The sequence below is a fragment of the Arthrobacter phoenicis genome, assembly GCF_047238215.1.
GTDB lineage: Bacteria > Actinomycetota > Actinomycetes > Actinomycetales > Micrococcaceae > Arthrobacter.
Map to the genome: position 1 here is coordinate 1 of NZ_JBDFMK010000004.1, position 12,293 is coordinate 12,293.

The 12,293-nt window shown below is 65.9% G+C and carries 12 protein-coding genes and 2 pseudogenes; 8 read left to right on the forward strand and 6 right to left on the reverse strand.

The annotated features are described in order from the left end of the window. Positions 1-903 precede the first annotated feature (903 nt). The 4 genes and pseudogenes from ABC337_RS18375 to ABC337_RS18390 form a co-directional block, all read left to right on the forward strand. On the forward strand, positions 904-2,172 hold the full coding sequence (locus ABC337_RS18375; RefSeq protein WP_412893314.1) for a DUF2252 domain-containing protein: 1,269 nt from the start codon (positions 904-906) through the stop codon (positions 2,170-2,172). A 296-nt stretch (positions 2,173-2,468) separates the two neighbouring features. Continuing rightward, positions 2,469-2,828, forward strand: a complete 360-nt coding sequence (locus ABC337_RS18380) for a DUF305 domain-containing protein (RefSeq protein ID WP_412885069.1) — start codon at positions 2,469-2,471, stop codon at positions 2,826-2,828. 28 nt (positions 2,829-2,856) lie between these two features. Further along, positions 2,857-3,492 carry a thioredoxin-like domain-containing protein gene (locus ABC337_RS18385; protein ID WP_412885068.1) on the forward strand — a complete coding sequence of 212 codons (636 nt, stop codon included), beginning with the start codon at positions 2,857-2,859 and terminating at the stop codon, positions 3,490-3,492. Positions 3,493-3,644: 152 nt separating this feature from the next. Further along, positions 3,645-3,965, forward strand: a pseudogene (locus ABC337_RS18390) (transposase); the annotation flags it as partial. A 29-nt stretch (positions 3,966-3,994) separates the two neighbouring features. Here ABC337_RS18390 and ABC337_RS18395 read toward each other — a convergent pair. The 6 genes and pseudogenes from ABC337_RS18395 to ABC337_RS18415 form a co-directional block, all read right to left on the reverse strand. Further along, complete coding sequence (locus ABC337_RS18395) at positions 3,995-4,702, reverse strand: recombinase family protein (RefSeq protein ID WP_412885067.1); 708 nt, start codon at positions 4,700-4,702, stop codon at positions 3,995-3,997. Between the two features lie 9 nt (positions 4,703-4,711). Then, positions 4,712-4,861: pseudogene (locus ABC337_RS18560) on the reverse strand (zinc finger domain-containing protein); the annotation flags it as partial. A 266-nt stretch (positions 4,862-5,127) separates the two neighbouring features. Continuing rightward, positions 5,128-5,799, reverse strand: coding sequence for a vitamin K epoxide reductase family protein (locus tag ABC337_RS18400; protein ID WP_412885066.1), 672 nt, complete (start codon positions 5,797-5,799; stop codon positions 5,128-5,130). 228 nt (positions 5,800-6,027) lie between these two features. Further along, a complete protein-coding gene (gene lspA / locus ABC337_RS18405; RefSeq protein ID WP_412885065.1) occupies positions 6,028-6,537 on the reverse strand; it encodes a signal peptidase II in 510 nt (169 codons plus the stop codon). Beyond that, a complete protein-coding gene (locus ABC337_RS18410; RefSeq protein WP_412885064.1) occupies positions 6,534-8,489 on the reverse strand; it encodes a heavy metal translocating P-type ATPase in 1,956 nt (651 codons plus the stop codon). The genes lspA and ABC337_RS18410 overlap by 4 nt, the downstream gene beginning before the upstream one ends. After that, complete coding sequence (locus tag ABC337_RS18415) at positions 8,486-8,872, reverse strand: ArsR/SmtB family transcription factor (RefSeq protein WP_412885119.1); 387 nt, start codon at positions 8,870-8,872, stop codon at positions 8,486-8,488. Before ABC337_RS18415 ends, ABC337_RS18410 begins: the two co-directional genes overlap by 4 nt. 193 nt (positions 8,873-9,065) lie before the next feature. On the opposite strand from ABC337_RS18415, the gene ABC337_RS18420 reads away from it, so the two are divergent. The 4 genes from ABC337_RS18420 to ABC337_RS18435 form a co-directional block, all read left to right on the forward strand. Next, positions 9,066-9,815, forward strand: a complete 750-nt coding sequence (locus ABC337_RS18420) for a cytochrome c biogenesis CcdA family protein (protein WP_253033711.1) — start codon at positions 9,066-9,068, stop codon at positions 9,813-9,815. 17 nt (positions 9,816-9,832) lie between these two features. Next, complete coding sequence (locus tag ABC337_RS18425; RefSeq protein ID WP_412885063.1) at positions 9,833-10,459, forward strand: TlpA family protein disulfide reductase; 627 nt, start codon at positions 9,833-9,835, stop codon at positions 10,457-10,459. A 462-nt stretch (positions 10,460-10,921) separates the two neighbouring features. Continuing rightward, a complete protein-coding gene (locus ABC337_RS18430; RefSeq protein WP_043431406.1) occupies positions 10,922-11,602 on the forward strand; it encodes a helix-turn-helix domain-containing protein in 681 nt (226 codons plus the stop codon). Further along, positions 11,595-12,293, forward strand: a 699-nt coding sequence (locus ABC337_RS18435; RefSeq protein ID WP_412893318.1) for a hypothetical protein, incomplete at its 3' end; no start/stop codon positions are given. The genes ABC337_RS18430 and ABC337_RS18435, both read left to right, overlap by 8 nt.

The following is a 12,293-nucleotide window of genomic DNA, read 5'->3' on the forward strand; positions in this document are numbered from 1 at the left end:
GTCTGCCCTGCCCGGGGTAGGACACGAGGCAGGAGCCCTCCCGATCCACGCTGGGAGAATCTTTGGAACCGAACACAGCAAAACGACCTTCTGGAGAAGACAGACTGTGAAATATTTTACCGGCCAGAATCGGGAACCTGGCCAGGAAGACGTCGCCAACAAGGGAGGGCAGGAGCCGCGATCCGGGACCGCCGATACGGGAGACGATCCAGACTGCAAGCACCAGCACCCCCGGCGACCGCGCGGCCGCGGGAATTCGTTTACCCGCCGGAACCCTAGAGCTTCACCGGCATTGGAACATTCCGTTGGCCGTGCCGTAGGACTTCCCAAGCGGAGAGCGATACATTCAAAGCGGGGTATTCGCGCCCGATCACCGACGCGCGGGACAACGATGAACGAAGGGATGTCATGGGACACCACGGCAGATTCAAAGGCGGACATGGAAGTTACGGGCGCGACGAGCGTGGGTACGGGAGGGGTGACGCCCATAGGCACGACGAGCATGGCGGCGGCCACGGGTACGACCGGCACGACGACGGCCACGGACGAGGGCATGGGGGCAATCGTGGGGGCGGGTTCATCAGGTGGCTGATGCGGCTGCTTCGAGGGCGGCACCACTGAGCAGGTTGAGGAAATGAGGGCCGGTCTTCGCCATGCCCTGTCGTGCGGCGTTGAGGCAGCGGCACGCGGCCGCTCGTCGCAGGGCCAGCGCCCGCTGCCGAGACACAGGGCAACCGGGGCGGCGGAAATCCGGCATGCAGCGAGAAGGACTCCGCGTCCGGGAGGGGAATGGTTGTGGTGGATGATCCTGGTGCCTGGGTGGGGGCCGGGTTGGGTGAGTGGGTGGACCCGGAGGAGGTTTACGCTCGCGGGCGTGCGTTGTGTGCCGTTGCCGGTCATCGGATGCATCGGACTGTTGTCCTGGCCGCCGACAGGCCCACGGTGCGGGAATTTGTGGAGGCAAGCAACCGGGGCCGGCTGCCGGAGCTGATCCCGCTGCGCATTGGCCGGATGCTTTCCTCTCCGTTCGCTTTCTTCCGCGGAAGCGCCGGGCTGATGGCCGGTGACCTCGCCGCGGGGCCGCGCAGCGGTCTGGACGCACAATTGTGCGGTGACGCGCACGCGGGGAACTTCGGCCTGTACGGCACCCGCGATGACCGGATCGTCATGGACATCAACGACTTCGACGAGACGGCACCGGGCCCCTGGGAATGGGACCTCAAACGCCTGACCGCCAGCCTCATCCTCGCCGGCCGCCTCGGCGGCGTCTCCGAGGCGGGCTGCCGCGACGCCGCGGAGGACGCGGTGCGCAGCTACCGTGGCACCATCGGGCATCTGGCCCGGTTGCCGTTCCTGGACTCATGGACCGCGCTGGGAGACGAGTCCGTGCTGGACCGGGTGAAAGCCGACGATCTGATGGACGACTTCGCCCTGGCCGCCCGCAAGGCCAGGAAAAACACCAGCGCACGGATCGCAGCGAAGTGGACCCGTCAGGACGGCCAGCATTGGCGTTTTGTCCCCGACCCGCCGGTGCTCAGCGCCGTGACTGCAACCACGGCCGACGCCGTGATCGGCGGGCTGCCGCTCTACGCGGACAGCCTGCACGAATCCCGCGGGCATCTGCTCGCCCGCTACGCCGTGTCCGACGTGGCCTTCCGTGTGGTGGGGACCGGCAGTGTCGGACTGCGCAACTACCTGATCCTGCTCCGCGGCAACGGCGAGGAAACACTCGTTCTGCAGGCCAAGCAGGCACAACCCAGTGTCCTGCACGGTTATCTGGGCCACGCACGGCCCGAACACGAGGGCGAGCGGATCGTGCACGGCGCGCGGCTGGTGCAGGCCGAAACCGATCTTTTCCTTGGCTGGACAACGATCCAGGGCCGTCCGTTCATCGTCCGTCAATTCCGCAACCGGAAAGGCGAGATCGACGCGACAACGCTCAACCGGGACCACCTGGATGACTACGGGCGCCTGGCCGGTGCCCTGCTCGCGCGCGCCCATTCCCGCTCGATCGACCCCCGGCTGCTGGCCGGATACTGCGGCGACGGGGAGCAGATGGATGCCACGTTCGCCAAGTACGCGGCCGGCTACGCCGACCAGACCGAATCCGATCATCGCGGGCTGGTGAAAGCGGTGAGCGAAGGCAAGCTGGCAGCCGAGATCGAGAACTGATCTCTGGCCGCGAAACACCGCACAGCGCCGGGCAATTCTGCGTCCATCGTGTCACGGCTGCCCTCGTGCCCTGCGTGTCGGCGAGGCGACCGAGCACCACGCGGCAGGTCGGGTCCGGTGTCCACCCACAGCCGTCGCTGCCCATCAAAACCTCTGTCGGAGGCCCCGGTGACCTGGGCCGGCCAGCCATGGACGGGCGCCGGCCGACACCACCGGCGGGCCCCTGCACGTAGAGGTGCTGTCCAGTCAAACCGTGCATCCGCAGGACCGGCCTTGGGCGTGGATATCATGTGGGCATGGATATCGGCAGCCCCCCACCCGCTCCCGACGAACCAGAGGCTCTGGAGCCGGGCGCGGGGCGGCCCCGGTTTATGCGGCTGTGGATCGTTTTCGCCATGATCGTGGTCCTCACGGCCGCGGCGTTCTTCGCCATCGGCCGGCTGACCGCGGCGCCGGCACAGGTATCCGATTCCGGCGCCGAGGCCGACCGGCTCTTCACCGACATGATGATCCGCCACCACCAGGCCGGCGTCGAGATGGCCAGGGCCGCCGTCCGTCTCGCCGAGACGTCCAAGGTCCGGGACTTCGCCGCCCGCATCATGGAAGCCCAAACAGCGGAAATCACCGCCCTGCAGGAACTTCGCGGCAGACTCTGACCCCTTTCGACGAAAGCGAGACACCACAATGCCGCCATCACGGAAGAGCGCCGCGGAACGAAAAGCCATCCTGAAGGCCAGCCAGGCAAAGCAACGCGCCAAAGACAGGCGCAGGGCGTGGCTGATCTACGGCACCGGCGCGGTCCTGGTCGCTTCGATCATCGGTGCCGTGACGTTCGTGCTCGTCGGTGAGGTGCAGCAGCGCGAGCAGGCCAAAGCAGCCGCGGCCCGGCCTGTCGAAGGTGAGCAGGACTTCCCCGGCCAGTCCCGGAACCACACCCGCCAACCCGTCAGCTATCCCCGGACCCCGGCCACCGGCGGAGACCACGCGCCGGTGTGGACGAACTGCGGGACCTACACCATCCCGGTGGAGCAGATGCAGGCCGTGCATTCCCTCGAACACGGCGCTGTGTGGCTCTCCTACCGGCCGGACCTGCCCAAGGAACAGATCGCCGAACTGACCTCCCTGGCGGGCAATCAGGACTACCTTCTGCTCAGCCCCGTCTCCGGACAGGCGTCGCCCGTGACCGTGACCGCCTGGGGCAAGCAACTCTCAGTGGACAGCAGCAGCGACGGGCGCCTGGCGACGTTCATCCAAAAATACCGGCAGGGCCCGCAAACCCCCGAACCCGGGGCCGTCTGCACGGGCGGCGTCCAAGGCTGAGCGCAGTAGGGATCCTTGAAGCGCTGCGCACCACATCCGGACACCGGAATGCTTCGATCCGGAGCGCTTCCGTTCCTGGCCACCGGATGGCAACACCCTGATCCCGCAGGGAGCAGGAGAGCGTACGACCGGTCACCGGTGCCCGGCGGAAGACCTCTTTGCCCCGGGTAGGATCGCCCGTCGTGCCCTGGGAACTGGCCCTGGAAATGCTCGACGAGCTCTCCGTCTGGGGGCTGGTCCCGCCCCTGGTTGTTGCCGACGCCGTATACGGCGAAATCAATGCCCTCCGCCTCGGACTGCAGCAGCGGGACACCCCGTACGTACTCGCGGTCAAAGCCACAACCAGTGTTCACCCCGCCGGGGCGGTCCCCGAACCCATCGAATGCTCAGGCCGCGGCCCCCACCTACAGCTTTGTTCTGCCCGACCTGGCACCAGGAACCGTCCTCGAACTGCGGGACCCGGACGCCACTGACGAAGACGACGAAAGACCCGCGCCGGCGTTCACACCTGCGCCGCCTCTGCCTTCTCGTCGTGCTCACGGAGCATCCGCAGCACCGTCGCCGGCGACGGGTGCCCACCCTTCTTCCTGCCCTTGGCAATGACCAGCCGGCCCGCGATGTCGCGCAGACTATGCTGCTGCTCACGCAAGTACAAAGCCAACGCGAGCATCGCCTCGTCTGTCACCGATGCCCCGCCGATCGTCTTGCCCCGCGCCCGGGCAGACTCATGCCCCTCCAAGGTGCGGGTACGAATGTACTCACGTTCCATCCCCGACAACGCCGCGAGCACCGTGAACACGATCCCCGATGGGTCGTGCAAGCCTTGCAACTCCCCGGAGAGGAACTCCAAGCCGATACCGGAGGCCTTCAACCGCTCAGCAAGTGCCGCCAGTTCCAGGCCGCGGCCGAGCCGCTTGTGCTCGTGCACCACGATGGTGGCTTCCACGCCGGAAACCCGCATCTCCCCAGCCAGAGCCACCGCCCGCTCAAGCTCGGGCCGCGTCGTCGCCCTGGTCGAGATCTTCTCCGAAAACACCCGGGCAACACCGGCCCGCTTGAGCGAATCAAGCTGGGCATCCAGTGACTGCCGCACGGTCGAGGCACGGGCATACCCGATGCGCACATGCCCCGCCGGCGCGGCACCGGCCGCGGCCGGGCGCGGCAACTGGACCCAGACCGACCCCGGCCGGCGCACCGGCAATGTCGGCACACTCAACGCCTTCGCCAATGAAGGAACGAGCCGGAACCGGGCCGTGTGGTACTGGACCGCAACTCTCCCCCGACCCGTCCGGCACGGCGACCCAGCCGGCGCGGCACAGGAAGACATAGGGCACTCATTGCTCTCGACAAGCTCGAAGTCATCACTCATCACCCCGCAATTGTTTCATAGATACGTTTCAAATATCGATCCAAATGAACCCACCCATGAAACACGATCGGTCCCGACCCAGCCACACCTCAAACCCTGTTTCACAGGCGGTCACCTATGAAACACGCAACGCGGCCACCTACCGCCACTGACTGGTCCGTTGCCGCTCACGCCCCTAAAACCAAACTTGGCGGCTCACGACACCTTCAGGAAGACGAGGCCCTCTAGATTGCCCCTCACGACAATCTCAGGAGCACTGGGCCTCTTTAGAAGCCTGACGTGCCGATGAAAACCTGGATGAAGGCGAAGAAGATGCTGGCCATCACGGCCGTGTAGAGCAGCGCCGTGATGATCCAGCCGGAATCGCTGAGGATCCTGCCGGCGCCTGCAGGTACCTTGATGATTCCGTGTGTGATGTTTCGGGCCGTTACCCACACGACCAGCGGGATCATGACGGCCCAGACTGTCATGCAGAGGGGGCAGAGGATGTGGATCGAGTACAGAGCCTGGGACCACAGCCACACCACAAAGGCAAAGCCGAGTGTGACGCCGGTCTGGAGCCCCGCCCAGTACCAGCGGGCGAAGCTCGCCCCGGAGAGCAGTGCCGCGCCAATGGTGACGATGACGGCGAAGGCGACGATTCCAATAAACATGTTGGGGAAGCCAAAAACGGAACTTTGCCAGGTCTGCATGACCTGGCCGCAGGAAATCCAGGGGTTGATGTCGCAGGCGGCCTTGTAGGCGGGGTTTTTCAGTGCTTCGAGTTTTTCCAGCACCAGGGCGCCGGAGGCCAGCCAACCGATGGCCCCGGCGATGACCAGGAGCCATCCGAACGGCTTGTCGCTGGTCATTCGGGGTTGATCCGGTTGGGTGCTGTTGTGCGTATTGACGTCGTCGTCTAACTTCACATTCCCGGCGGAATCGGTGGTGCTGGTCATAGGAGGTGGTTTCCTTCCAGATCGGTCGTCCCGGCGCGTGGTGTGGACGGGGTTGAAGCCGCCGCCGTTGGAGGACCGGGGGAGTACGTCGCCTTGTGGTCCGCGCTGGCGCTGGGGATACCGGCGGTGCTGACCGCCCTGCCTGCACTGGATCGCCCCAGCCGTCTCCTCTTCCCCCATTTACCCCGGAACGGATCATCCGGGCGAACGGTGAACGGCAGCAGGCGGTTAATCGCCGGTCCGTGTTTGCGGGGACCGTAGGGTGCCAAGGATCAACAGGGCTACTCCAGTGGTGACGAAGACGTCGGCGAGGTTGAAGGTGGGGAACCAGCCGCTGTGAAGGTAGTCCACGACACCGTCCCCGTCGAGCCGGTCAATGAAGTTCCCGGCGGCTCCTCCGAGCAGCAGGGCAGCTCCTGCCCGGGAGAGTCTGGTCATGGCAGGAGCGGAGGAGAGGGTGTACCAGGTCAGGGCTGCGATGATCAGCCCGGTGGCGGCGATGACTATCCAGGGTGCCAGGTCCTCGCCAAGGCTGAACGCGACACCGCGGTTGTAAAGCAGCCGGATGCTGATTGGGCCCAGGTCGGTCGTCGTGCCGTTGGAAAGCACGGCTTCGGCCAGAGCCTTAACGGTGAGGTCGGCCCCGGCCAGGAGGGCTGCCCAAAGCAGCAATACCGTCCTGAACCGTCGGGCCGACCGAACCGGAACGCCGGGCCGGGTGGTCGCGTCGGTGCTCATACTGACGGTTCCAGTGCAGGGGAGGGCTGGGCGGACGTGAACTCGGTCTTGCGGCTGATCCGGCCGGCCCGGACGCCATTGGCGATGACCACGATTTCGGCCAGTTCGTGGATCAGGACCACGGCGGCCAGGCCGAGGATTCCGAACAGCGCCAGAGGGATCAGCACAGCGATCAGCAGCAGGGACAGCCCCACGTTTTGAAGCATGATGCGCCGGGTCCTGCGTGCATGGTCCAGCACCTGGGGCAGGTGGTTCAGGTCCTCGCCCATCAGGGCGATGTCGGCGGTTTCGATCGCGACGTCGGTGCCCATGGCACCCATGGCGATGCCGGTGTCGGCGGTCGCCAGGGCAGGGGCGTCGTTGACGCCGTCCCCGACCATTGCGGTGGGCTGGCGGTTCTGGAGCGTCCGGATGATTTCCGCTTTGTCCTCGGGGCGAAGGTCGGCGTGAACCTCGGTGATGCCCGCGGCCTTACCCAGCGCGGTGGCTGTGATGAGGTTGTCGCCGGTGAGCATGGCCGTGGTGTAACCCGATGCGCCGAGCCTGGCGATGACCTCGCGGGCTTCGGGCCGCAGCTCATCACGGACGGCGATCGCTCCGATGACCTGGTCGTCGTCCTCGATGAGGACGGCGGTGGCGCCTGCGTGCTGCATCCTCTCGACTTCGGCGGTCAGGGGCCCGGCATCAATCCAGCCCGGGCGGCCGAGACGGACGGTCCTGCCGTCGAACCGGCCTTCCAAACCGGCGCCGGGGACGGTGTCCACGTCGGTGACGGGCGCCCGGTCTTCGGCGGCGGCAAGGATGGCGCGGGCCAGCGGGTGTTCGCTGCGGGCCTCCAGGCCGGCAGCCAGGGCCAGGACGTGTTCCCGGGTGGCTGTGCCGGTCGCGGCTACCTCGATTACAGCGGGCTTGTTGCGGGTGAGTGTTCCGGTCTTGTCCAGTGCGATGGTGCGGATTTTGCCGAGGGTCTCCAGGGCGCCGCCGCCCTTGATGAGCACGCCGATGCGGCTGGCCGCGCCCACGGAAGCGACCACCGTGACGGGAACGGAGATGGCCAGTGCGCAGGGCGAGGCGGCGACCAGGACGACGAGAGCGCGTTCAAACCACAGCAGCGGTTCCCCGACGATGAAGCCGAAGACAATGATCAGGACCGCGGCGATCAGGATGCCCGGGACGAGCTTGCTGGCGATGGAGTCGGCCAGGCGCTGGCCCGGTCCCTTACGGGACTGCTCGGCCTCCACGATGTGCACGATCCTGGCCAGCGAGTTGTTCTCCGCGGTGCTGGTCACTTCAACCTCGAGCGGACCGGTGCCGTTAATCGACCCGGCAAAGACCTCGCTTCCCGGCCCGGCCTCGACCGGAACGGATTCACCGGTAAGCGCCGAGGTATCCAGGGACGTGCGGCCGGTGATGATCCTGCCGTCAGTTGCCAGACGTTCGCCGGGCCGGATAACCATCCGGTCCCCGGGGATGAGTTCTGCCGGGGGGACGGTGATTTCTATGCCGCCGCGCAGGACGGTCGCCTCCGCCGGGACAAGGTCCAGCAGGGCTCGCAGGCCACGGCGGGTCTTCGCCATCGAGTACTCCTCGAGGCCTTCGGAGATCGCGTAAAGGAAGGCCAACATAGCCGCTTCCTCGAACTGCCCGAGGGCTACCGCGCCGGCGGCGGCGATCGTCATCAGCGTGCCGACCCCGATTTTGCCCTTCGCCAGGCGCCGGAGGGTGGAAGGAACGAACGTCCACGCGGCAACCAGCAGCGCAATGACCTCCAGGGGAAGCGTCAGCCACTGGGGTCCCCCGATGAGCGAAGCGATCCACGCCGCGAGGAGTAAGAAGCCGGAAACGGCGGCTGCCCGGACCTCTCGGACCTGCCAGAACCCTGCGGCTTCCGCCGCTTCTTCGGACTCGCCGGTCCCGGTCTTCTCGTCACTGCAGCCGCAGGCGTCACTCATCGTTCGTACTCTTTCATCAGGGGCACACCCGTGCTGCCGGCGCCGTAGTTCGGGCACAGGCTGACCGCATTGCCGGTCGCGGCAAGCAGGATCTCAGCCTGGGCAAGCACGTCCATCAGTTCCGGACGGGACAGCGAGTAGTACACGCTGCGGCCCTGTACCCGGCCTTCGACCAGGCCGCAATCGCGCAGGCACGCGACATGGGCAGATACCGTCGACTGGGCCAGGCCCAGCTCGGTGGTGAGGTCACCGACGCGGACCTCACCACCGGCCATCCGCTTCACGATGCTCAACCGGGTCGGGTCACTAAGTGAATGAAACAGCGCCGCTGCGGGATCGAGCCGGCTGCACGGATCAGCGGACACCACAGGTTCAATCGTCATGTGACGATGATAGCGTATTTTTAGGATGCCATCGCCCTCATGCTGTAACATCGACAAGGCGTCCCGCGGCGTTCCCTGCGTCCCGCGCTTCCACACGTAAAGCCTGGACATGAGTGCTCCTTCGCCCCGGTCGGGCGGGGCGATGCTGCAGCCGGGTTGGCGGACCATCGAGATATTGACCGAGGAGACACCGATGAGCATTGGCGGATATTTCGCCGAGATGGTGCAGTCCGGTGCCTTGTTGGTGGCGATGCCGCTGGCTATGACTGCCGGCGTCGTTTCTTTTATCTCTCCGTGCATCCTTCCGCTGGTGCCGGGGTATCTGGGCTATGTCTCCGGGCTGACCGACCCGTCACGGCCGGATAACCGGCGTCGGGTCCTGACCGGCGTCGGTCTTTTCATTCTCGGTTTCGCCGCGGTGTTCACCCTGTATGGAGCGGCGTTCGGTGTGATCGGCGGCTGGATGGTGCAGTGGCAGGACGCGCTGATCCGTGCCCTGGGTGTGTTCGTCGTATTCATGGGCCTGGTGCTGGTCGGCAGTTTCTCCTTCCTGCAGACCACGAAGAAGCTCTCCTTCCGGCCCAGGACGGGCGTCGCCGGGGCTCCGCTGCTCGGTGTGATCTTTGGCCTTGGATGGACTCCGTGCATGGGTCCGACGCTCAGTGCCGTCCTGGCGCTGAGCACGACCACCGGGGACCCTTGGCGCGGTGCCCTGCTGGGTTTCATCTATTGCCTGGGACTGGGAATTCCCTTTGTGCTGGTGGCACTGGGCCTGAACTGGGTCACCAGGACCCTGGGGTTCATCCGCCGGCACATCCGCACGTTCAACATCATTGGTGGTTCGCTGCTTATCCTCGTCGGGCTCCTGATGGTCTCCGGGGTCTGGATGCTCTGGATTTACCAGCTGCAGAACCTCGCCGGGACCATCACCACCCCGGTATAGACGCAAAGGACTGGATCATGAACTCCTACCGACCCGCCCCTGCCGCCGGTGCATCGTTGCCCCGCCGGCGCAGCCTCCTGCTGGGCATGGTATCCGGGGCGCTGCTGCTGACCGGCTGCGCCGCCCCGGATTCCCTGGCCGCCCAAGCCCGGGCCGGGGACAACAAGAACTACATTGCCGGCGACGGCTCCGTCTCCGAGTACGCCCCCAACGACAGGAGCGCTCCGGTGGAGATGGAGGGCCGGCTCTATGACGGCACCATCGTCAACTCCTCTGCATGGCGGGGCTCGGTGACGGTTCTGAACGCCTGGTACGCCGCGTGCGCGCCCTGCCGCACAGAAGCCCCCACACTGGAGACCCTGTATCAGGAAAACAAAAGCGACGGAGTGCTGTTCTATGGGATCAACCTGCGCGATACTGCCGCGACAGCTGCCGCTTTCGAACGGACCTTTGGAACAACCTATCCGAGCTTTAACGGCGCCGACGGGGCTATCTTGCTGGCCTTGTCCGACTACGTTCCCCCGCGTGCAGTCCCTACAACCCTGGTTCTGGACAAAGAAGGCCGAGTCGCAGCACGCGTGCTCGGCATCGCCGAGAAAAGCACCCTGAAGGCCCTCATCAGCAGCGTGCTGAAGGAGTCCTGACAGGCGAGCAAAGGTGCGCGGCTCCCAGTCCAGCCGGAGCGCGCTGTTCCGCCAAATAAGCGATAGTTAACTACCGATATCGGATATTATGTCGCCCTGTACTCTGCGTATCTCATCGGATGAATCATTCAGGCCCCTCTCCCGAGGAGTTCCGCGCCAGGCGTTCGAGGCCCCTTGTGCCGCAACGTGCAGGGGTTTTGTCCGAGTCCAGTCGATGTTCCCATTCATACCTGCAAGAAGAAATGAAGGACAATCCGGAATCCTCCAAGACCAGCGACCTCTCGACTGCGGCGACCAAGAGCGTGTCCGCCTCGGATCCGCCTGCCACGTCAGTCTAAAAATGAGGGGGGTCGGAGCTGCGACCCCCTCATCCCGCCCCAGGTTGACACTTACCAATAGATTCATAACTGTTAGCGTATTGACACTACCCGTTAAGCACGGAACCATTAGCGTATGGATGTAATGCGAGATATAACGGTGGCCGAGGCTGCCGACCGGCTCGGCCGCAGCACGATGTCGATCCACCGTCTGATCCACTCAGGCCAGCTGACAACCACCGGGAGGGTGGGTAAAGCCCTGTTGATAGACCGGTCATCCGTTGAGCGTCTGGCCGCCACCGGCACGCGGCCCGGCCGGGCGTGGACGGCGAAGACAGCGTGGGCCGCCATGGCCCTGCTCTCCGGCCAGAACCCCACCTGGATCTCCTCCTCCGAAAAGTCCCGCCTGAAGAGCCGGCTCCGCGAGCTTGACGCCGACGCCGTCTGTGTCCTGGCCCGGAACAAGGATAAGACCATCCGCTTCCGCGCTACCCAGGACGGACTGGCCGCGCTGAACAGCCACCTGATCGCCAGCGGCGCCTCCGCCATGCGGGACGAAACCACCGCTGACACCTTCGGCATGTCCGGCGGCGGCGGGATCGCCGAAGGTTACGTCATGGCCGGTGACGCGGCCGCGCTGGCCAATGCCTTCGGCCTGGTCGAAGACCCCGACGGCAACGCCATCATCCACGAGGTCGAGCTGGCCGAGCCTTTCACCGAAGGCCGGGCGCCGGTCGCCGCGGTCGCGGTGGATCTGATGGGATCCCTGGCCACCCGCGAACGCAGCGCCGGCCGACGCGTCATCGATGAGCTCCTCCATGTCTGAGCCGGCCATGGCCGAGGTGGCCACCGCCGACGGCCGCGAAATCTGGGACGTCCCGGTGCCCCCGGGCGGCTGGGGAACCCCGTGGCCGCAGTGCGTCGAACTGGCCAGGGCGCTGCCCTCAACCCAGTGGACACTGGTCGGCGGCCTTATGGTGCAGCTGCATGCGGCCGCGGCCGGCATGGCCGTTTCCCGGCCAACGGCTGACGTCGACATCGTGCTGCACATCGAAACAGGGGCTGCCACGACGGCGGCCGTGATGGCAGTCCTGTCCGGGCTGGGCTACACGCTTGAAAAGTCCATCTCGGATGACGCCCCGGCCCACCGGTTCGTCCGCGGCAAGCAGCAGATCGACGTTATGATCGCCGACCACCTTACCCCGGCCAAGGTTCCCAGGATCGGGGGACGCAAGCCGTTCCAGGTCGCCGGCGGCACTCAGGCCCTGCAGCGGACCGTGAACTGCCGGATGACAGCCGACGATGACGGGCCGGTGCTCATCAGCATCCCGAATGCCCTCGGCGCGCTGGTCCTCAAAGGGGCCGCCTACCGCGAAGACTCCCGCGACAAGGACCGGCACCTCGATGACGCCGTCGTCCTGTGTGCCACCATCAAGTCCCCTCTGGCCGCGGCGGCCCTGATGAAGGGCAGCGACAAGTCACGCATCCTGACGCTGCACAAGGAGCTCGCCGATCCC